This is a genomic window from Halomonas sp. ALS9, from assembly GCF_001651035.1.
Taxonomy (GTDB): domain Bacteria; phylum Pseudomonadota; class Gammaproteobacteria; order Pseudomonadales; family Halomonadaceae; genus Vreelandella.
Genome location: NZ_LXRG01000192.1, coordinates 514220 through 534232, shown reverse-complemented (window position 1 = coordinate 534232; position 20013 = coordinate 514220). Strand labels below are relative to the sequence as shown.

Below are 20013 nucleotides of genomic sequence, written 5' to 3'. Positions count from 1 at the left end.
AAAACGGTCGAGGAGTGGTCAGCATGCCGAACTTCAAGCCCGACCTGGTCAATAAGCTAATTTCGCTTTATGCGATTTTGGCGCTTAGAGGGAGTTCTGTTATTCCAACAAGGCGGCTTAGTATCCAGCAGGCTGGGTGCTAGCCCATCGAAGTTCCAGCCAGCCTAGCGGTTGGCTGAACACGGCGTCACCATCGTAAACGCTCTCAGGCGACTCAGCCATTTCCCCCCGAATCCTAAGGCACGCTCCTCCGGAGAGAGTCGCTCCATGCAAGGCGTGAAATCCCCGTCCGACTTGTAGGGTGTGTTGCTGATAAAAATGTTGCGCCAGTTCGGGCGCCAGTCCGGCATGCCGATAATGAAGCGTTGCTCTTGCTTGTCGAATTTTACCCATACTATCGCGTCCAGGTACCGACTATCTTCTGATCTAAGCGAGAAATCTGTATACGAAGTGGCAAACATCGGGGTGCGGTAAACCTTCGACGGATCCTGGCGGTCGATGATGCGCAGGTACGACATCTGGCCCCACTCTGAAAAGGGAACAAGAAGGCCGCTTAAAATCTCCAGGGGGTCAAAAACCGTCACGGACTCGATCAGGTAGCCGCCTTGTGGGCTGACGACTTGAGTCCTGGCGGGGGCGCTGATTGTTTTGTATAGGCTCCAGCCAAAAAACAGGGCGAGAAGCGAGGCGATAACCAGCGCGGAGAGGGCGGCTTTCTTCATGTTAGGGCCTTGGTACGGTGATGGCGGCGGTGCCCGCTGGCAGGGGGCTACAGGCTGTGACCATCGAAGTTCCTATTGCATAGTTGTAAGAGGCTTGATGATGACGATTTTCGGCGGTATTGGAGCTTTTATGTGTTTTTTGTTTATCGGGCGCGCTTATTTACATAAAACACGGTAGCGCGCTTGCCCCGATTTTTAGGAAAGATATAGTGCAAGCTTATAACTATCAGTCATACTCGCCACGACAAAAATGCCAGTGCTCTTGCTCTAAAGGCTCGCAAAAGAAATATACGTTTCCAACGTCTTCTTTAAGGGCTTCGGAGATGGATGGAACAAACTCTTCATCCCATCCGAGTCGGTTGAATTGCAGATGCTCAGTGAGTTGAGAGCTAGTTTGATACCTTTGGCCTACTATGTGTTTTAAGTGACCATCAGGGTTGTACTGAAAATATCGATATGGTTCGAGAACAAATTCATCTGGTAGATTTAAGTAAAAATATGCAGTAAAATAACATTTGTCTCGGCACAAATATGAAAAACGCGCCTGTTCTATTTTTTTGTTTGCACTTGATATATCTTTAATAAGAGTATTGAAAAATTTCCCACGCAGTGACTCTGGCCATACTTTTCCATCTTTTATTTGAATCCAATCTAGATCATTTTGTAGCATAATGATCTGGATTTTATCCGCAATCTCCGTCAGGACTTGTGTTTGTTTAAAACTGGGCCGGTAGCTCTCAATCGCCCATAGGTAACTTAGCCAGACGAGAAAGCTAATAATGATAACTAGTGGTAGCACTATCATCTTACGACGGTAGAGTGGAATCATTCTTCTCGCTCTCTGACGCCTTGGCAAGTATGGGGTATTTTGGAGCCCACTTTCTCCGGGTACTCTACCTGAGTAATCTCATTCATCAGCAGGGGGCCTGTTAGCTGTTGCGGGGTAAAACGTTCAAACATTGATATACCTAAGCGAACCGAAAGGTAGTCGGTATCATCGTCAAAGCGTCGAAACCCCTCACCGTTAGTGTTGCTCCGGTTTTCTGGCATTTTAAATTCTGCAACATCGCTTGCGAACTGCGCGAGACCCGCGCCGTCTAATAGAGCGTCTTCAGAGAAGCCAATGTAACGGCCAACGTAGCCATAGTGAATATTAGACCAAATATCGTAAAAATATTCGTAGCCTTGGTACTTATGGTGGTGTCGTCTAGTCGTTTCTCCTGATGTTTCAAACTGCCTTCCCCTTTCAGGATCCACTCTTGGGTCAAAGTATTGTTTATGATCCCACACGCCTCCAGGCATCGTGAGCCAAGCCCAACTAGCAAGTGCCGCTCGGCGGGCATGTCGTTCGATTTGCATAAACTTCGGCCTTGCCATATTTCGGGCAAGACGCTGAGCACTGTTTAGCGACTCGGCTTCCCGTCGCCAGCGATCCATTGCCTCCTGAGCGTTGTAGGCATTCTGTCGTTTTATGCGCTGGCCGTCTTCGGATTCTACGTTGACCTGAATTTCCTCGACAATCCACTCAGCGATCTCAGGTGCTTGGTCTTTATGTAAGCAAGGCACAGTGACGATAAAAGGATCATCCAGCGTGGCTGGGGTGGTGACTGTTTGTGCGATACGTTGCCACTCGGCCATTTCAGTTGCTCCTAATCAGTATATCGACCACTTTGGCGGCAAGGTCTGAATCCATAAGTTCAGCTTCACCTTCGGCGTTGGTCTGTCCCTCTTTGGTCTCGCCACCTTCTAGCACAAGGCGATAGGTTTCGTGAGCAAGAGGAGCACCGTATTCGTCGCGAAACACAACGCGACGGTTGTAGCGCGGCGGTTGAATGGCAGGAGGTGATGAAGCGATTGCGCCGCCCCTTGGCTGGCCGGTGATTGCTGTGGAGGCCGCAATAACGACCCCACCGCAGGAGGTTTTGCTGCCGTGAATAGCTGCAGCAGCACCTTCAATGGGGTACCAGTCAAGGCCGGTGACGATACTGGCACCACAGGAGCTGCGGTCACCAACGCGGGCGACGGGTAAGCCGTCAACAAAGGTGGTGGAGGCCGCACTAACAATACGGTGAGGGCCTCCGTTACAGGGGCAGGCAACCTGCTTTTCAATCACTAGCCGCCAGTTTTGCTTGTTCCATGGCGGTATAATCGTCCTAATTAAACCCATAGAAGGAAGCTGGCTTAACTGCTTGCCAGCTTCAATAGACTCAGTCCGTCTAAATTGGACTGATTGTCATTCAAAATATCAGGATAGGCTTGTGCAGTAAATATTGATGTTAATAAAACTGAGGCTGCGTAAATGCAAGTGAGTGTGAAGAGACTGAGATACAGTTCCGTGGCTTTCATAGCAGAGTCAGCTATTTATTAAAAAAAAAGGATCAGTTTTGCTGATGCTAGCGCTGCAAGTACAAGTTGAGAGTATGACTAGCAGCGGCTCAATACTGGTCTGGAAAGATAAATTAGTCTGAAAAAATAGTCAGAACAGCGTTAATAACCTGCCCAAGGTTTCCATGCCGCGTTCGCTGCGTTGTGTCCAGGGGTGGCCATAGCTTAGCCGTACGCAGTGGCGAAACTGCTGGGTCGCTGAAAAAATCGGGCCTGGCGCGATGCTTACGCCATGTTCGAGCGCGGTATTAAATAGCCGCAGCGAATCCACTTGCTCGGGAAACTCCACCCATAAAAAGTAGCCGCCTGCCGGGCGGGTGATGCGGGTATGGGCAGGAAAGTAGCGATCCGCCGCTGCCAGCATGCTGCCTTGTTGGGCTTCCAGAGCATGGCGGAGCTTGCGCAGATGGCGGTCATAACCGCCATGCTGCAAGTAGTCGGCAATGGCTGCTTGGGCGGGCACGGAGGGCGAGATGGTGGTCATCAGTTTCAGCCGCGAGATGGCCTGTGCATAGCGGCCGCCCGCCACCCAGCCAACCCGGTAGCCAGGCGCCAAGCACTTTGAGAAAGAGCTGCAGTGAATGACCAAGCCCTCATCATCAAAGGCTTTGACCGGTGCAGGTGGCGCACTGCCAAAATACAACTCGGCATATACGTCATCTTCTAGCATGGGTACCTGGTGCTGTTTCAACAGCTGATAAAGGGCTTGCTTGCGCTCTTTACTCATACTGGCGCCGACTGGGTTTTGCAGGTGGCTCATAAACCAGCAGGCTTTGATCGGCAGCGTCTCCAGCCGCTCTGCCAGCACCTCTAGGTCGATCCCCTCCCGTGGGTGAACCGGAATCTCCACCGCGCGTAGTTTCAACCGCTCCAACACTTGCAGGCTGGCATAAAACGCTGGGGACTCTATCGCTACCAGGTCGCCCGGCTGAGTCACACACTGCAGGGCTAGATTAAGCCCCTCCATTGCGCCATTGGTAATCACCAGCTCTCCCATCGGCAGTTGAATGCCACCCAGCATGTAACGCAGGGCAATCTGTCGGCACAGATCGGTGTGCCCGGTGGTCATATCAGCCACCACTTGCTGGGGCGAAAGCTCGCGCAACCCACGTGTCATGCTAGTGGCCAAGCGAGAAAGCGGAAACAGCTCGGGGCTGGGGAAAGCCGACCCGAAGGGCACTGTTCGGTCATCCTGCAGCGAGCCCAGCACCGAGAACACCAACTCGCTGACTTCTACCTCCGCCGGGTCAGTGGGCTGCAGTGTCACGCGCGGTTCGTCCAGCAAGCGCCGAGCGTGCTCGCGGACAAAATAGCCTGAGCGTGCCCGAGCGGTGATAAGCCCCTGGTTTTCCAACAAGTAGTAAGCCTGAAATACTGTAGAAGGGCTGATGCCGTGATGACGGCTGGCCTGGCGTACCGAAGGAATGCGTTCCCCAGGGCCAAGCACGCCCTGGCGAATCAGCGTGGCTATCTCATCGGCAAACTGTTCGTAGCGTTTCATGGGGTAAACCGTCGGTGCATTGAGTAGAACGCCCGAATACTCGATCACAGTGTTAGCTGGCACAGCGCGGCTCTCTGCTTATAGAAAATACCACTGTGTCTCATGTGAGAAGCGTAAAACAGGCTCAAATATAGTAATAAACAGCATATCAGAAAGCAGTGGTGTGGGTGCGCTGGTACTAACTGATACGCTTTATTTCTCTAAAACTGCGTCTGTTTGTGTCATCTCTGTATGGGCATAGTAGCGGCTAACTTAAAAGTCGCGCCTGCTAACAAATGCTTAATCATCTACCCCGCGACGCCCCTCGACCGCATAAACCTCCATTCCCTCTTTTTTGGATATCGGTATGACGCAACGCATTCCACTGCAAGACCTGACCACCGAGGCGGCGGTTGAACACCATACGCCTCCGTCTAAGTCTCCCAATTATCAGTCTCCTAGCTCTCAGTCTCCTAAGCTGGGGCATATTTATGTGCGAGAAATAGGTGGTTTTTTTCAGCGTATTCGGCACCACTCAAACTGGCTGCTGATGGCGCTGTATTTCGGTTTGCCGTGGATCAATTGGGGCGACCGACCGCTGGTGTGGTTTGACCTCTCTGCCCAGGAGTTCCATCTGTTTGCGGCGACGTTTTATCCCCAAGACTTTATCTTACTCACCTGGATTCTGGTGCTCTGCGCCTTTGGTCTGTTTTTGATCACGGTGGTGGCTGGGCGCGTGTGGTGTGGCTACAGCTGCCCGCAAAGCGTGTGGACGTTTCTGTTTATCTGGTTTGAGCATCGCCTGGAAGGGCCTCGGCACCGTCGCATTCGACGTGATAAAGCACCTAATAACATTGATACGCTTTGGCGAAAGACGGCTAAACATACGGCTTGGCTGCTGATTGCTTTGGCAACGGGGATAGCGTTTGTCGGCTACTTCACGCCCATTAGAACGTTAGTGGTGGATACGTTCACCTTGGGTGCGCACCCCCTGGCGCTGTTCTGGATTGGTTTTTTTACCCTGTTTACCTACTTGAATGCCGGTTGGCTTCGCCATCAGGTGTGCCTGCATATGTGCCCCTATGCGCGCTTTCAGTCGGCGATGTTCGACGCCGATACGCTGATTGTTTCCTACGATGCCGCCCGCGGTGAGCCGCGCCGAAATCACTCTCAGAAGGGCGTTGAGGCTACTCGCGCTGGCGACTGCATCGACTGCGAGCTATGCGTTCAGGTCTGTCCCACCGGGATCGATATTCGTGACGGGCTGCAGTACGAGTGCATTGGCTGCGCGGCGTGTATCGATGCCTGCGATAGCGTGATGGCTCGGATTGATAAACCGCTTGGCCTGATTCGGTACACCACCGAACGCGCGCTGAAGGGTAAAACGACCCGCTTTTGGCGCCCTCAGCTGTTGGCTTATACGGCGGCGTTACTCGCTATGGTGGTGCTGTTAGTCGGTTTCTTGAATTCTCGTGTGCCCATCGATGTCGATGTTGTGCGCAACCGCCAAACGCTATTTGAAAGCACGGCAGAGGGCCGCATCATCAATTATTACAACGTAACGTTACGCAACCAGGATGATCAGACCCATCGCTACGCGTTATCGGCAACGGGCTTGCCAGGACTTCGTCTGCAGGGGATGGATACGTTAGAAGTGGCGGCTAACGAGACACGCAGCCTACGTCTAGCCTTCACCGCCGATGCTGGTGATCTGTCACGGCCCAGCCATACCATTGAACTGCGCTTCGTTGCATTAGACGACCCCTCGATAGTGAGCGTCAGTGAAACACGCTTTCTGGGGCCTGCGGGGGAGTAGTCACTATACGTTAGATATGACTGATTGTAGGGTTGCAATCTGATCCGCCTTTTTTGCAGCTCTCTGAGCCTGTACAGATAAGCGGTATACAGGCATAGTCAGCAAGTTAGTTTGAAGGCTAATGAAGTTGTTTTCACCTAACTAGGTGAGTTTTCGTTTAGGAGGTGTCTGTTAATATGCTGATATATATTGTCTTTTTTATGATTTTTGTGGGCGTGACCGCTGCTTTATATCAGGTGTATGAAATTCATTACAACATCAACGTCGGCAACGATAAAAAGTTGTCGAAGGCTGATAAAAGCCACTTAAAAGTGCTTTCTGACCAAGCCAAAATCGCCACGCAAACCCATGCCCGGTCAGATTTTGATCAATCGGCAGTCGATGCCTTGGGCCCTAATCTCGATCGGGATATCGCGCTGAAGGCGTTTGCTGAAGAGGAAAAAGGCGCCTATGCGATCCCCTTATTGCGCCGCAAAGCGCGGTTGCGTTTTAACGGCGAAGGCTGTGTGGCTAAAAGCAGTGTGAATAAAAGCAGTGCGAATAAAAGCAGCGTAAAAGTGCGCCACTTGCCGTTTTGGAAAACAACGCTGCCACGTGTCGATATACGCGCAGCGTTGATTACACTGGTTATTTTGAACTGTTTCTTGGTTCAGCTATTGGCTGCCATGAGTGTTTATACGCTGGGTTACCCAGTGTCGACGCCTTGGCTGGCTTGGCTTAATGAGCCATTGATAGTGATGCTGGTTATCTATGCATTAATATTCCTGTCGTACGTTATTTCTAAACTTGATATGTATATGCATGATCTTTATCAGCTTAAAAAGTTGTTTAGTTATAAAGCTAACCATGAGAGCAGCCTACGAGGCCAGTATACATAAAGTGTGATACGACATTGATCGCGATACGACATAGTACGGTTGCTCGCATTCCAGCGATAAGCAGAGCAATAACAATTGCAACCCTCAATGATCCCCATCACCTACCACCTGATCGCGTCCGTGGTGTTTGCCCAGATAAAGGGATCTGTCCGCACGGTGGAGGATGCTTTCTTCCGTTGGGTCGTCCTCTGCGAAGCGGGCCACGCCGCAGGTAACCGATATATGGCAGGTGCTGCCCGACTTTGTGGTGAGTGCTTTGGCGGCGAGCATTTGCCTAATATCCTCCGCGATTGCCATCGCATCTTCGGATGAAACCTCGAACAGCAGTACGGCAAACTCTTCGCCGCCCAAGCGTCCGACCACATCGGTTACTCTAAATCGCTCTTTGAATAAGCTGCAGAGCTGCTGCAATACAAGATCGCCGGTGGCGTGCCCATAGGTATCGTTGACTGTTTTGAAGTAATCAACATCAAAGAGTAGAACCGCCGCATTCTGTCCACTGCGCCGAAAGTGCGAAAATGCTTGCCGAAGGCGTTTCATGAAATAGCGTCGGTTAAATACGCCTGTCAGATCATCGGTAATGGCCTGCTTTCTTAGTTTCTCCTCAAGCGCTTTTTGTGCAGTGATGTCATGCATGGTGCCGAAAATAATGTGTGGGTTATCGGGAGACGTATTATCGGCCATTTCGTGTAGCCAGCGAATGCTGCCGTTTGGTCGGACGATCCGGTATGTAATGTCATTAAGGCCCGTTTCCAGCATTGCATGCAGCGCTTTAGCGACTTTTTCCCGGTCAGATGGGTAAACCATTGCCATGAAGGCTTCTTGCCCAGGGATGAAACTACTGGGCTCGACGCCAAAGAACTCATAAACCACGCTCGACCAATACACCTCGCCTGTCGTTAGCGACATCTGCCAATAACCTAAGCCAGCGACCCTGTGCAGTTTTTGTAGCATACGCGCATGGGCCTGCCACTGGGCTCGGGTTGAAGGCAGGGCGAACTGGAAGGCTGAGGAGTTATTGCTTATGAGTAGTATGGGATGCCTCGAAGCCATTTAGATGGCGGCCGGTTGGGAGAGTGGGGGCCATTTCTTTAGAAAAGCCAATGCTTGGTTGGCATCAACTGGCCGACTGAACAAATAGCCTTGCAGCACATCGCAGCCAAGCTCGTGCAATAATTTTTGTTGTGCTGCGTGCTCAACGCCCTCGGCAACCACCTCTAAGCCCATACCATGGGCGATGCGGATAATACCGCTGACAAGGTTGACTGCTTTGGTGTCATGGGGAAGATCATCAATAAAGCTTTTGTCGATTTTGAGTACGTCAACAGGCAAGCGTTTGAGGTAGTTTAGGGAAGAGTATCCGGTACCGAAGTCATCTAGCGCCAAGGAAATACCGCTGTCGCGTAGCTTGCGCATGGTTAAAATGGCGCTGTCGATATCGGTTAGCAGGCTCTCCTCGGTAAGCTCTAAAGTGAGGCGTTGTGGCGCTAAGTCGTTCTCTTCCAGCGTTTGCAGAATGTGCTCGACAAAGTTGCGCTGATAAAACTGATTGGCAGGAATATTAACACTCAATTTCAGCGGGGGATCGCTGGGTTTGATGGGCCAATGGTGAGCTTTTTCGCAAACGCACCCTAATGACCAGTCTGTCAGTAACCGAGACAGCCGGGCATTTTTTTCTGCAATGGGCACAAACTCGCCAGGGCTCACGGTACCCAGCTTTTTATCTTGCCAGCGGGCCAGTGCCTCAAATCCGATCACGCCGCTGCCATCTGCGAATACCAGCGGCTGATAATACTGCTCTAGCCTGCTACACAGCATCGCTGATTCTAGGCGTTGCTCAATATTGTGCCGACGTAACGCACTCTCTTCGGTACGGTGGGTGAAAATATAGATACTTTCGAAGCTTTTGGGCCCTTTAAGCGCTGTTCGAGCTCTTTCAAGCAAATCGTCTGGGCTTATGCCGTCATCCGGGGAGACGCTAATACCCACATCAATGCTGGGTCGTATTGTATGACCATTGAGGTCAATGGCGGCACTTAGTTTGCTGAGGATGGGTTTAATAACGCTGAAGATGTCACGCAATGAATAGATAGAGACCACTGCGCCGAAACGATCAATATCCATCGTACCCACGGCCAGTATGCCGGTGTCCGGGGCAGTTAGGCGATCAGCTAAGGCTTTAAGGATGGCATTACGGTTTTCGCGCCCATAAAGACGGCTGATTTCGTCGAGGTTGTTCAGGCGAAGGTGCAGTACCACCAGGTTGTAAGACTCCGTTTGTGCCAGATGAAGCAAATTATCCAGGGTCTCCCCTAGCAGGGTTTCATCGGGTAGGCCTGTACGGGCGTCGCGTTGATTAATACGGCTCGCTTGGTGACGCATGTTGAACAGCTGTGTTTTAAGCTGAATCTGTTCTTCGACGATGTTGCCAAAAGCGATCAGCCAGGCACGTTCAACTTCAGTTAACGCACGCGGCTGGGCGTCACTGATACACAGGGTGCCAATGGCTTGCCCACCAGGGCCATGCAAGACAACGCCAGCATAGAATCGAATATAGGGGTGTGAGACCACTGCTCTATGATGGCGAAAAAAATCGTTTTGCAAGGTATCAGATACTTCGAGGTAGCCATGTTCCAAGGCATGTACGCAAAAGGAAAATTCGCGGGGAACTTCACGCTCCTCCATGCCAACCGACGATTTTAGCCACTGGCGACTTTCATCGATGAGTGAAATAAGGGCGATAGGAGTATTGAAGACCTGAGCAACTAAGCGTGTGTAACGATCAAAATGCTCTTCGTGCGGGGTGTCCAGGATGTCGAGCGAACGTAGTTCGTTAAGCCTAGCATCCTCGTCTTTAAGACCAGTGATGCGGGCATTGGTGTCATCCATAGATATTGCCTACTGAGCGTGAGCGTTCAGTCGGTGACATTCACACTCTTGCTTTTAAAAAAGAATATCGCTTGATTTAATCACTCTTACTGGTATTTTTCAAATATTGCTAAGGGTTTGTATGTAGTCTAATTGATACATAGCACGCTTTAAAGCACAGCAGCTCAAGGTAGCATTAGTCAATTAGTCACACTTGAAAACACTACTTGATAGATTTTTATCGCGCTAACAGGGAGCGTTCTAATTGGCAGGGCGCGCTGCGACACAGGCAGGCATTGGTGGAGATGCGCGAATGAACCCACGCGGCAATTCTGAGTCATCGATTAGGGTAGTGGTCGTCAATCAAAGTGGTTTTATTCGTGAGGGGCTATGCAGGCTTCTTGGGAGCCTTAAAGATATAAATGTTGTAGCGAGCATATACTGCCCTCAAGAACTAGGAGACCTGGTACAGCAGTTGCGCGTCGATGTGGCCTTAATTGATGCGCAGTTGCCTAGCCAAACAGGTTTTGAAGCCACTCGACAGCTGCGCCAAAGCGGCGCCAAAGCGCGGGTTGTTATCCTGTCGGTTAATCCGAGTCTTTCTGAGGTTAAATTAGCGCTTCAGGTAGGCGCTAACGGGTTTCTGCTGCGAGAAGCAGGTATCCGTGAACTTGAAATAGCGCTTCATGCGGCCGTTAAAGGTGACATATTTCTCTGCCCTACTATAATCAAACGCTTGTCTGAAAGACTGGCGTTGGAAGAACTTTCAGCGGATGGGCGCAGGTTTATCAATGCCACGAATGATGGTAATTCGCTTGACGATATCATTAGCAAAGCACTGCGCCAGGGTATCCTGCAATACGAACAATGATCAGGGTTTTTGCTTATACTGATTTGGTAGTCAGTGCGTTACGGTGCGGGGGCGAACAGGCGCAAACGGGTTTCTACACTCATTTTTTTCTCGCTTTTTGCAGCTAAGAACCGTGCGAGACCTGATAGATCTATTGATAACTAATGAACCCGCACGAGCAAGGGGGTTTACTGCAGGTTTCACCTTGTCAAGGCCTGGCATAATTCCATGAAACGTTCAGAAGATACCATCCGGATATTACTAGCCGATGAGCATCGGCTAGTACGTTCTGCGATCAGTTCCCTCATTGAAACCTTCGATAATATGACGGTAGTTTCCGAGGTGGGCTCTGAGCAACAGCTCTTAAAAGATGCCGCGCACCATGCTGTTGATGTGGCGCTGATCGACGCCGCAGTGGTCTCTTTGAAAGGGCTGGAGACATTAAGCCGACTGAAGGAACTCTGCCCAGATATCCGCGTGGTCGTGCTTTCCACCTACTCTAGCGATAGTTTTATTCGCCGCCTGTTTGAAGAGGGAATCTGTGGGTTTCTCCACAAAAATGCCAATGTGAACGAACTGGAAGTGGCCATTCGTAAAGCAGCGCTGAGCGAGCGTTTCGTGCTCACTGCCATGGAGCCTGAAAACTTCGTTGATGCTGCTTCGGTGGTGGGGGCTGCGGCCACGCATGCAAATCCCTTGACCACGCGTCAAAGCGAAGTGCTTAAGCTGGTTGCAAACGGCTTTCGCAGTAAAGCCATCGCGGATCAGCTCAATGTCAGCATCAAAACCATCGAGACCCACCGTGCCGATATCATGCGTCGCCTGGGCGTTAGGCATACTGCTGGTTTAGTCCACGAAGCCATTCGACTTGGCCTCTTCGTTGCTCCCCAAGATACCGATGAGACTCGCTGAGACACTCTTTTCAGGCATTAGCTTGGAAGTTACACAGTACTGTATACCTAATGATGCCATCATCATGATTGAACTCTATCCACATTGAATCTGATCCGCCTTTTTAGCAGCTCTCTGAGCCTGTACAGATAGACGATGTATAAGGCATAGTCAGCAAGTTAGTTTGAAGGCTAACAAAGTTATTTTCGCCTGACTAAGTGAGTTTTCGTTTAAGAGGTGTCTGTTAATATGCTGATATATATTGTCTTTTTTATGATTTTTGTGGGCGTAACCGCTGCTTTATATCAGGTGTATGAAATTCATTACAACATCAACGTCGGCAATGATAAAAAGTTATCGAAGGCTGATAAAAGCCACTTACAAGCGCTTTCTGATCAAGCCAAAACCGCCACGCAAACCCATGCCCGGTCAGATTTTGATCAAGCGGCAGCCAATGTCTTGGGCCCTAATCTCGATCGGGATATCGTGCTGAAGGCGTTTGCTGAAGAGGAAAAAGGCGTCTACGCGATCCCGTTGTTGCGCCGCAAAGCGCGGTTGCGTTTTAACGGCGAAGGCGGTGTGGCTAAAAGCAGTGTAAATAAAAGCAGTGCGAATATAATCAGCGTAAAAGTGCGCCACTGGCCGTTTTGGAAAACAACGCTGCCACGTGTCGATATACGCGCAGCGTTGATTACACTGGTTATTTTGAACTGTTTCTTGGTTCAGCTATTGGCTGCCATGAGTGTTTATACGCTGGGTTATCCAATGTCGACGCCTTGGCTGGCTTGGCTAAACGACCCCATGGCAGTGATGCTGCTGATTTATACCTTAATCTTTACCTCACTGCTTATTTCGGCGTTTGATAGATATATGCACGACCTCTATCAACTCGGCAAACTGTTTCAGAAAAAAGCTGTTTAAGAAAAAGCTGTTTAGGCGTCAGTGCAGCGGGTGATTTCATCGGCCAACTGCCCCAGCAGCGCATCGTAGAGGTCAGCATCCAGCGTCAGACCCACGCCCAAGGGATCCATGACACCGATATACGCCGATGTATCGCCGAAAACGTTATTGACCATCTGCGGATTGAACTGGGGTTCACTAAACACACATTGGATACCTTCATCATTCACCAGCGTTTGTAGCTTCTCTATACGCGCGGGGCTAGGTGAAGAGGCATCGCCAATGGAAATGGCGCCAGCCGCGTGCACGTTAAAGGCCTCCTCGAAATACTGGTAAGCATCATGGAAAACAATAAAGCGTATGTCGGCGCTGTTGGCCAAACGATCCTGGATGTGCTCCTGAAGGCTGGTTAACTCCTCTTTGCCCTGGGCGGCGTTGTCGCGATAGTACGCGGCGTTATCAGGGTCGATCTCACTTAGCTGCTCGGCGATGGCATCCAGCCAACGACGTGCATTGGCAGGATCCAACCAAGCATGCGGATTCATGCCGGTATGACTGTGGTCATGGCCGTGATGGTCATGACCACTTTCGTCATGGCTGTTTTCATGGTGGTGCTCGTGATCGCCGTGATCATGCTCATCGTGGTCGTGGTCGTGGTCGTGGTCGTGGTCGTGGTCATGTCCATGGTTATGAGCGTGGTCATGGTCGTCATTGCCGTGGGCATGATCGTGTTCATCAGCATCGTTTAGCGCAAAGGTCGCGCCTTCACGGTATTCCAGTGTCGTGATCCCGGGCACGTCCATTAGCTCAAGTTGGTGTGCCTCTCCCGCCAGGTTCTCAATAGGCCCTGATAGCCAGGGTGTGAGCGCGTCGCTTACCCATATGACCAGGTCAGCATCATTGAGCGATTGCGCTTCAGAAGGCCGTAGCGAATAGCCATGGGGTGAAGCGCCGGGCTGAATAAACAGCTCAGGATTGCCGCGCTCCCCCATTACCTTGGCAACAAGCGAATAGACGGGCGGAATATCCACCGCAACACGCGGCACCTCTGCGGCGGCCACAAGGGGGAAAGCCGCCAGTAGCGGCCATGATAAACGGGCTAAACGGTTGTTCATGGGGTTCTCCTGATAAAAAAGTTAATGGTTAATAAACGCAACAGTGAGTCGAGGCTCGCCTATATTTTACTTATATGTTATAACATAACAAATACGTCAAGAGTGAATGTTAACCATGCGGCTTGCTCACCCTCCTGATAGCGATGCGATTCTGAGCGTTCGCCAACTGGGCGTTCGCTTCGGTGGCCAGCAGATTCTTGAGAACATCAATCTCGACTTATATCGACAGCAGGTGGTGACCCTGATTGGCCCCAACGGCTCGGGGAAATCCACGCTGGTGAAAACGCTGATCGGTGCGGTCACGCCGACCTCGGGACAGGTGACCATCGCCCCCCAGCAGCGTATCGGCTATGTGCCGCAGCGGCTGCACTTGGATCCCACCTTGCCCATGACGGTCAAGCGCTTTATCAACTTGCCGCGTCGCCATTCGAGTCGCGATTTACAAAAGGCGCTGGAAGATGCCGGTGCCGAGGCGCTGATTCATGCCGCCATGAGCGAACTCTCGGGCGGCCAGTTTCAACGTGTGCTGTTGGCTCGGGCGCTGCTGGTAAAGCCCGACATTCTGATTCTCGATGAGGCGACCCAAGGGCTCGACCACCGGGGTACCGCTGCGTTCTATCAACATATTGAAAGCGTACGCCACACCTACGGCTGCGCTGTGTTGATGGTCAGTCATGATCTCCACGTGGTGATGCGCACCGCCGATCACGTGCTGTGCCTAAATCGGGTTATTTGTTGCGAAGGTGAACCCGAGCACGTTGCCTCATCACCGCATTATCAGGCGCTGTTTGGCGACCAGACCGCCCAGACATTGGCGCTCTATCGCCACCATCATCAGGAGGCAGCCAATGTTGGATGATTTTATGTGGCGTGCGCTGTTCGCCGGGGTGCTGGTGTCGATGGCGGCTGCTCCGTTGGGGTGTTTCGTGGTGTGGCGGCGCATGGCCTACTTCGGTGATGCGACGGCGCATGCCGCCATTCTGGGCGTCGCATTAGCGCTGTTACTGAACGTCTCCATTTTCTTGGGGGTGCTGACGGTCGCCCTGGTGATGGCAGGTTGTGTGTCGCTACTTAGCGGGCGCGGCTATGCCATGGATACCCTGCTCGGGGTCATGGCGCACTCGGCCTTGGCGGTTGGCCTGGTGGCCGTGTCGTTTCTTGCTGGGGTGCGTATTGACCTCAATGCTTATCTGTTTGGCGACATTCTGGCTGTCGGGAAAAGCGACCTTTGGATCATCGGCGGCGGTGTATTGCTGGTGCTAATACTGCTTTTCTGGCGCTGGTCATCCTTGTTGACCGCGACGTTAAGCGACGAGCTTGCCCATGCCAGCGGCCTCCACCCGCGCCGCGAACAGCTGGTGCTCACCCTGGCGCTGGCGCTGGTCGTCGCCGTGGCGCTAAAAGTGGTGGGTGTACTGCTGATTGCCGCGTTGCTGATTATCCCGGCGGCCACGGCGCGCCCGTTTTGCCGCACGCCAGAAGTCATGGCGATGGTGGCCGCTGGAGTCGCCATGCTGGCGGTGACGGCGGGGCTTAGAGCTGCCTATGTGATGGATACGCCGACCGGGCCAACGATCGTCACGCTCGCCGCTGTGCTGTTTACCCTGGCGACGGTCACGACACAAAGCTGGCGCTTCTTGCGTCAGCGGATTCAATGACGGCTATCTCAACAACGCTTATGGAGTCATTTATGTCTTCGCTTATGTCTTCGCCACCCGCTACTCATTGGACGTTGCCAGACCATGCCGCCGGTGATAATGACATCAGCGTGCTGCCGCGCATCTTTGAAGACGCTATTAACATCGCGATCTTCCAGCGCCCACTGCCCGCCGATATTGCCTTTAGCGCCCAGGCGCAGTGCCAAACGGATCGCGCCTGGCAATATAGTTGGCTTGGCCATCCCGATGAAGCCTTCACCGCTGACTTGCTTCGCCATCTGCCCGCCCCGGAGGCGGCCACCCCGCTGGTTGAGGACATGGCGACGATCGCCGAAGCGATCGCCTTTCTGTTTGACACCCAGACCGTCGGCATCCGCGTGCGCCTGCTGACGAGCGCCATGTGCCCGCGCTTTCACTGCGATAACCTCCCGGTGCGCATGGTCACCACCTATGTCGGCCCAGGCAGCGAATGGCTGCCAGAGCACGCCGTTAACCGTGCGGGACTGGGCGCGCCGCACCCCGACCGCCCCGACATCGCAACCGACACCAGCGCTGTTCAGCGCCTTGCGCCGGGCGATATCGCGTTACTCAAGGGGAGCGGCTGGTTGGGCTGCGAAGAGCGGGGGTTAGTGCATAGAAGCCCTGCGTTGGATGGCGAAGGTAAGCGGCTGCTGATGAGTATTGATCCTGCTTAGGCATTCCTGATAAGGGTTGTCATGGCACCCAGGGGCTTCATAGGGTTAGTCTGATGTTATGTTATAATGTAACAATATTGGGTTGATGATCTTGAATCACCCAACCACCGCTCGCTTATGCCCACCGTGGAGACACCATGACCGCGATGATTCGCCTCTATAACACGCTGACGCGCGCTAAAGAGCCGCTTCGCACCGAACGCCCCGACCGGGTGACCCTGTATGTCTGTGGCCCCACGGTATACAACTTTGCACATATTGGTAACGCCCGCCCGGCGGTGATTTTTGACGTGCTGGCGCGCTTGTTAAGGTATGACTACCCCGAGGTAGTCTACGCGCGCAATTTTACCGACGTGGATGACAAGATTAATGCCGCCGCAGCAGACGCAGGCGTGCCGATTGGTGCGATCACCGAGCGCTATATTGAGGCGTACCACCAGGATATGCAGGCGCTGGACGTACGGCCACCGGATATAGAGCCCCGGGTGACCGCGCATATCCCTGACATTATCCAACTGATCGGCACATTAATCACCCGCGGCCATGCCTATGTAGCCCAGGGCCATGTGCTATTTGATGTGGCCTCTTACCCTGCGTATGGGGCGCTGTCCGGTCGCCGCCCAGAGGACATGCTGGCCGGTGCCCGGGTCGACGTCGCCCCCTACAAGCGTAACCCGCTTGATTTCGTACTCTGGAAACCTTCAACACCGGCAATGCCCGGCTGGCAAAGCCCCTGGGGTCGCGGGCGCCCCGGATGGCACGTGGAGTGCACGGCGATGATCGGCCAGCACCTGGGGCCTACCATTGATATTCACGGCGGCGGTCAGGATCTGATCTTTCCCCACCACGAAAATGAAATTGCCCAGGGCACCTGCGCCCACGGCGCGCTTTACTGCCATACCTGGGTGCACAACAGCTTTATTACCGTCGAAGGGCAGAAAATGTCCAAGTCCCTCGGCAACGTGCTGCTGGTGCGCGATCTGCTCAGTCAGGCGCCCGGCGAAGCGGTTCGTTTTGCGCTGCTGGCGACCCATTACCGCCACCCGCTAGATTGGAATGCCCAGCGGTTGGCCCAGGCGCGGCAAACCCTGGCGCGCTGGTACCGCCGCCTAGCCGCGGCCACTGGGGATGAGCAGGCTGAAGGAGAGCAGAATGCGTGGAAGAGCGTAGCGCCGGATGCCGAAGTGCTGGAAGCCCTGCGCGATGACCTCAATGTGCCCCGCGTGATCAGCCGTCTGCATGCGCTATCAAGCGCCATTGGCGACGCTACCAATAAAGAAGAGGCACGCTTAGCCGCCCAACGGCTGCGTGCCTCTGCCGCGTTGGTCGGCTTATTACAGCAACCGGCAGCAAGCGCCTTAAACGCCCTGCGGGAATTGCCGGCTCAGGCCTCGCCACCACGGTTGCCCGCCAACCGGGTGGCGGCGCTGGTAGCAGAACGCCATCAGGCCCGCCAGCAGCGCGATTTTGCCCAGGCAGACGCCCTGCGCCAGACCCTTGAAGCGGCTGGCGTGGAGATCCACGACACCCCACAGGGCACCCAGTGGCAGTTCGCCGACGAGGTGACGGTATGAGGAGGGAGGCGCGTAATGCAACACTATGATGTGATTATCGTCGGGGCGGGCCCAGCCGGGGTCGGTTTGGCCACCTTGCTGGCAAAACTGCCCGATCTCGATTACGTACTGCTGGAAGGCGGGCGTATTGGTGAGTCGCTGCGCCGATGGCCCGCGCAAACGCGTTTTATCACCCCCTCTTTCTACAGCAACCCCTTCGGCCTGGCCGATCTCAATGCCGTGGATGCACTAAGTTCGCCCGCACTCTATTGCGGTGTAGAGCACCCCAGCGGCGCCCAGTACGCCGACTATTTAAGCTTTATTGCCCAGCAGCACGAGCTACCCATCCGCGAAGGCTGGCAAGTACAGCAGGTAGCGCCTGCAGCAGACGGCGGCTTTATCGTCAGGGGCGAACAGGGCGAGCTGCACACCCGCTTTCTGGTGTGGGCCACCGGCGAGTATCAGTTTCCCGCGCTGGCGCCATTCCCCGGGGCCAGTTGGTGCCCCCACTATGCCGAAGTGGCAAACTGGGCAGACTTCACCGCCCCCCGCTATACGGTGATCGGCGGCTACGAAAGTGGCGTCGATGCGGCGGTCAACCTGGTGCAGCTGGGGCGCTCGGTGCGCCTGCTGGCGCGCAAATCCTCCTGGGATCCCAGCAGCCCCCACGACCCCAGCCTGTCGCTGTCGCCCTACACCCGTGGCCGTCTGAATGAGGCGGTCAACACCGGGCGGCTGGAGATTGTCTTCGGCGCGGATATTGTCGAAGTCATGGCCAATGCGGACAGCGGTTTTAGTATCCACGCCGCCGATGGTCGTCAGTGGGCCTGCGAACAGCCGCCGATTCTAGGCACCGGCTTTCTCAGCGGCGGCGGCGCCACCCAGATCGATGCGTGGTGGGAGTGGGATGCAAAAGGGCAGGTAATGCTCACCGAGCTGGACGAATCCACCCTAACGCCAGGACTGTTTTTAGTCGGCCCCCAGGTGCGTCACGACCCGCAAATCTACTGCTTTATTTACAAGTTTCGCCAGCGCTTCAGCATGATGGCCACCTGTCTGGCCGAGCGCCTGGACATTGATGCCTGGGTACTGGAAGCGGATAACCAAGTATGGGGCGCGTTCGGCAATCAAGAGTGCTGCGAGGACTGCCAATGCTGACCCTTAGCTCCCATGACCGCTTACCCGCTGCCACGCTGACCTCCAGCTTGCTGGTGATGGCGATTATTATCGGCGCGCTACTCGGCCACTTCGCCCCCGTCCGCGGGCAGTGGCTGGGCGATAACGTCGATACCACGCTGCTCACCATGATTGGTTTGCTGTTCTTCAGCGTGCGCTTAAACGTGCTTGCCCAACAGGCGAGCAACCTACGTTTTATCGCCATTGCCATGGTGGCTAACTTCATTGTCGTGCCCCTGATTGGCTATGGCGTAGCGTCGCTGTTTATGTCAGCACACCCACTGCTGATGGTGGGGCTAGTGATCTACTTTATGTCGCCCTGCACCGACTGGTTTCTGGGCTTTACTCGCTTGGCAGGGGGCAATGTCGCCTTAGGCATGGCGCTGATACCGGTTAATATGGCGCTACAGCTGCTGCTTTATCCGGTCTACTTGCAGTGGTTTACCCCGCATACCGGAGCGGTTGATCCCCCGTTAATCGCTACCACGCTGCTGTACTGGTTTTTGCTGCCCGTGATCGCCGCCCTAACACTGCATCACACGCTACGCTTTATGCTTGGCGAGCAACGTTTTGAGCAGTGCTTAACCTTTGCAGACCGCGCCACCCCCTGGGTCATTGCCCTGCTGGTGCTGCAGATATTCGCCGGTAATATCGCCTCAATCTTAGCGCACCGCTATGTGTTTGCCTGGCTGCTGCTGTCGGTGTTTGTGTTCTTTGTGCTGACCTTCGTGCTTAGCGAAGCGATCAGCCGCGGGTGCCGCCTGGACTACCCCGAACACGCGCTACTCACCATGACCATCGCCGCCCGTAATGCGCCGCTGATGCTGGCGGTGACCATGACGGTGCTGCCCGGCCAGCCCCTCATCTACGCTGCCTTGGTCATAGGCATGTTAGTGGAGTTCCCCCATTTAACGCTGCTGCGTCGAATCCTGCTAGCGCTCCGGCGTCGCCGGGCTCAAGCAAGCAGTGCCGTTGATTCCCCCTCTTGATAACGAGTTTTATGCGATGACCTTTTCTACCTCAGAC

Annotated in this window: 19 protein-coding genes; 11 read left to right on the top strand and 8 right to left on the bottom strand. The window is 53.7% G+C overall.

Annotated elements, in window-relative coordinates; genetic code table 11:
* Window positions 1-164: 164 nt before the first annotated feature.
* The 5 genes from A6R74_RS16260 to mapR all read right to left on the bottom strand — a co-directional run bounded on the left by A6R74_RS16260 (window position 165) and on the right by mapR (window position 4608).
* Entirely contained in the window at window positions 165-722 is a 558-nt protein-coding gene (locus A6R74_RS16260) for a hypothetical protein (protein ID WP_064235517.1), read from the bottom strand.
* A gap of 226 nt (window positions 723-948) precedes the next feature.
* Window positions 949-1551, bottom strand: coding sequence for a hypothetical protein (locus tag A6R74_RS16255; RefSeq protein WP_064235516.1), 603 nt, complete (start codon window positions 1549-1551; stop codon window positions 949-951).
* Window positions 1548-2360 (bottom strand): polymorphic toxin type 44 domain-containing protein, encoded by an 813-nt coding sequence (locus A6R74_RS16250; protein WP_064235515.1) that lies wholly within the window; start codon window positions 2358-2360, stop codon window positions 1548-1550. Before A6R74_RS16250 ends, A6R74_RS16255 begins: the two co-directional genes overlap by 4 nt.
* A gap of 1 nt (window position 2361) precedes the next feature.
* Window positions 2362-2835 carry a PAAR domain-containing protein gene (locus A6R74_RS16245; RefSeq protein ID WP_064235514.1) on the bottom strand — a complete coding sequence of 158 codons (474 nt, stop codon included), beginning with the start codon at window positions 2833-2835 and terminating at the stop codon, window positions 2362-2364.
* Window positions 2836-3198: 363 nt separating this feature from the next.
* The gene (mapR, locus tag A6R74_RS16240) at window positions 3199-4608 is read right to left on the bottom strand and encodes a GntR family transcriptional regulator MpaR (RefSeq protein ID WP_064235513.1); all 1410 of its coding nucleotides are present in this window, start codon (window positions 4606-4608) and stop codon (window positions 3199-3201) included.
* A 346-nt stretch (window positions 4609-4954) separates the two neighbouring features.
* Here mapR and ccoG point away from each other — a divergent pair, with 346 nt between their 5' ends.
* Both ccoG and A6R74_RS16230 read left to right on the top strand, forming a co-directional pair.
* A complete protein-coding gene (gene ccoG, locus A6R74_RS16235; protein ID WP_064235512.1) occupies window positions 4955-6403 on the top strand; it encodes a cytochrome c oxidase accessory protein CcoG in 1449 nt (482 codons plus the stop codon).
* A 176-nt stretch (window positions 6404-6579) separates the two neighbouring features.
* The gene (locus tag A6R74_RS16230) at window positions 6580-7281 is read left to right on the top strand and encodes a hypothetical protein (RefSeq protein ID WP_064235511.1); all 702 of its coding nucleotides are present in this window, start codon (window positions 6580-6582) and stop codon (window positions 7279-7281) included.
* Window positions 7282-7365: 84 nt separating this feature from the next.
* Here the strand turns inward: A6R74_RS16230 and A6R74_RS16225 are convergent, their stop codons facing one another.
* The gene (locus A6R74_RS16225) at window positions 7366-8190 is read right to left on the bottom strand and encodes a sensor domain-containing diguanylate cyclase (RefSeq protein WP_165603391.1); all 825 of its coding nucleotides are present in this window, start codon (window positions 8188-8190) and stop codon (window positions 7366-7368) included.
* Between the two features lie 144 nt (window positions 8191-8334).
* Entirely contained in the window at window positions 8335-10170 is a 1836-nt protein-coding gene (locus A6R74_RS16220; protein WP_064235509.1) for a putative bifunctional diguanylate cyclase/phosphodiesterase, read from the bottom strand.
* A 331-nt stretch (window positions 10171-10501) separates the two neighbouring features.
* Between A6R74_RS16220 and A6R74_RS16215 the strand changes: the two genes are divergently transcribed.
* The 3 genes from A6R74_RS16215 (at window position 10502) to A6R74_RS16205 (ending at window position 12811) form a co-directional block, all read left to right on the top strand.
* On the top strand, window positions 10502-11020 hold the full coding sequence (locus tag A6R74_RS16215) for a response regulator (RefSeq protein ID WP_165603390.1): 519 nt from the start codon (window positions 10502-10504) through the stop codon (window positions 11018-11020).
* Between the two features lie 207 nt (window positions 11021-11227).
* Complete coding sequence (locus tag A6R74_RS16210) at window positions 11228-11911, top strand: response regulator (RefSeq protein WP_064235507.1); 684 nt, start codon at window positions 11228-11230, stop codon at window positions 11909-11911.
* Between the two features lie 228 nt (window positions 11912-12139).
* On the top strand, window positions 12140-12811 hold the full coding sequence (locus tag A6R74_RS16205; RefSeq protein ID WP_064235506.1) for a hypothetical protein: 672 nt from the start codon (window positions 12140-12142) through the stop codon (window positions 12809-12811).
* Window positions 12812-12822: 11 nt separating this feature from the next.
* Here A6R74_RS16205 and A6R74_RS16200 read toward each other — a convergent pair whose 3' ends face one another.
* Window positions 12823-13905, bottom strand: a complete 1083-nt coding sequence (locus tag A6R74_RS16200) for a zinc ABC transporter substrate-binding protein (RefSeq protein WP_064235505.1) — start codon at window positions 13903-13905, stop codon at window positions 12823-12825.
* Between the two features lie 115 nt (window positions 13906-14020).
* On the opposite strand from A6R74_RS16200, the gene A6R74_RS16195 reads away from it, so the two are divergent.
* From A6R74_RS16195 to A6R74_RS16170, 6 genes are all read left to right on the top strand, one after another.
* Entirely contained in the window at window positions 14021-14764 is a 744-nt protein-coding gene (locus A6R74_RS16195; RefSeq protein WP_306460308.1) for a metal ABC transporter ATP-binding protein, read from the top strand.
* The gene (locus tag A6R74_RS16190) at window positions 14754-15563 is read left to right on the top strand and encodes a metal ABC transporter permease (RefSeq protein ID WP_064235503.1); all 810 of its coding nucleotides are present in this window, start codon (window positions 14754-14756) and stop codon (window positions 15561-15563) included. The genes A6R74_RS16195 and A6R74_RS16190 overlap by 11 nt, the downstream gene beginning before the upstream one ends.
* Window positions 15564-15595: 32 nt before the next feature.
* Window positions 15596-16258 (top strand): DUF1826 domain-containing protein, encoded by a 663-nt coding sequence (locus tag A6R74_RS16185; protein WP_240488250.1) that lies wholly within the window; start codon window positions 15596-15598, stop codon window positions 16256-16258.
* Window positions 16259-16395: 137 nt separating this feature from the next.
* Complete coding sequence (gene cysS, locus A6R74_RS16180) at window positions 16396-17832, top strand: cysteine--tRNA ligase (RefSeq protein ID WP_064235502.1); 1437 nt, start codon at window positions 16396-16398, stop codon at window positions 17830-17832.
* 15 nt (window positions 17833-17847) lie between these two features.
* Window positions 17848-18969: an NAD(P)/FAD-dependent oxidoreductase gene (locus A6R74_RS16175; RefSeq protein ID WP_064235501.1), complete on the top strand. Its 1122-nt coding sequence runs from the start codon at window positions 17848-17850 to the stop codon at window positions 18967-18969.
* Complete coding sequence (locus tag A6R74_RS16170; RefSeq protein WP_064235500.1) at window positions 18963-19976, top strand: arsenic resistance protein; 1014 nt, start codon at window positions 18963-18965, stop codon at window positions 19974-19976. The genes A6R74_RS16175 and A6R74_RS16170 overlap by 7 nt, the downstream gene beginning before the upstream one ends.
* Window positions 19977-20013 lie beyond the last annotated feature (37 nt).

What these genes read in the sequence shown, in the direction of transcription:
- A6R74_RS16260 (WP_064235517.1), bottom strand. Translation starts at nt 722, where the DNA reads ATGAAGAAAGCCGCCCTCTCCGCGCTGGTTATCGCCTCGCTTCTCGCC.
- ccoG (WP_064235512.1), top strand. Translation starts at nt 4,955, where the DNA reads ATGACGCAACGCATTCCACTGCAAGACCTGACCACCGAGGCGGCGGTT.
- A6R74_RS16220 (WP_064235509.1), bottom strand. Translation starts at nt 10,170, where the DNA reads ATGGATGACACCAATGCCCGCATCACTGGTCTTAAAGACGAGGATGCT.
- mapR (WP_064235513.1), bottom strand. Translation starts at nt 4,608, where the DNA reads ATGAAACGCTACGAACAGTTTGCCGATGAGATAGCCACGCTGATTCGC.
- A6R74_RS16255 (WP_064235516.1), bottom strand. Translation starts at nt 1,551, where the DNA reads ATGATTCCACTCTACCGTCGTAAGATGATAGTGCTACCACTAGTTATC.
- A6R74_RS16230 (WP_064235511.1), top strand. Translation starts at nt 6,580, where the DNA reads ATGCTGATATATATTGTCTTTTTTATGATTTTTGTGGGCGTGACCGCT.
- A6R74_RS16170 (WP_064235500.1), top strand. Translation starts at nt 18,963, where the DNA reads ATGCTGACCCTTAGCTCCCATGACCGCTTACCCGCTGCCACGCTGACC.
- A6R74_RS16195 (WP_306460308.1), top strand. Translation starts at nt 14,021, where the DNA reads ATGCGGCTTGCTCACCCTCCTGATAGCGATGCGATTCTGAGCGTTCGC.
- A6R74_RS16190 (WP_064235503.1), top strand. Translation starts at nt 14,754, where the DNA reads ATGTTGGATGATTTTATGTGGCGTGCGCTGTTCGCCGGGGTGCTGGTG.
- A6R74_RS16200 (WP_064235505.1), bottom strand. Translation starts at nt 13,905, where the DNA reads ATGAACAACCGTTTAGCCCGTTTATCATGGCCGCTACTGGCGGCTTTC.
- A6R74_RS16225 (WP_165603391.1), bottom strand. Translation starts at nt 8,190, where the DNA reads ATGTCGCTAACGACAGGCGAGGTGTATTGGTCGAGCGTGGTTTATGAG.
- A6R74_RS16250 (WP_064235515.1), bottom strand. Translation starts at nt 2,360, where the DNA reads ATGGCCGAGTGGCAACGTATCGCACAAACAGTCACCACCCCAGCCACG.
- A6R74_RS16205 (WP_064235506.1), top strand. Translation starts at nt 12,140, where the DNA reads ATGCTGATATATATTGTCTTTTTTATGATTTTTGTGGGCGTAACCGCT.
- cysS (WP_064235502.1), top strand. Translation starts at nt 16,396, where the DNA reads ATGACCGCGATGATTCGCCTCTATAACACGCTGACGCGCGCTAAAGAG.
- A6R74_RS16210 (WP_064235507.1), top strand. Translation starts at nt 11,228, where the DNA reads ATGAAACGTTCAGAAGATACCATCCGGATATTACTAGCCGATGAGCAT.
- A6R74_RS16185 (WP_240488250.1), top strand. Translation starts at nt 15,596, where the DNA reads ATGTCTTCGCTTATGTCTTCGCCACCCGCTACTCATTGGACGTTGCCA.
- A6R74_RS16175 (WP_064235501.1), top strand. Translation starts at nt 17,848, where the DNA reads ATGCAACACTATGATGTGATTATCGTCGGGGCGGGCCCAGCCGGGGTC.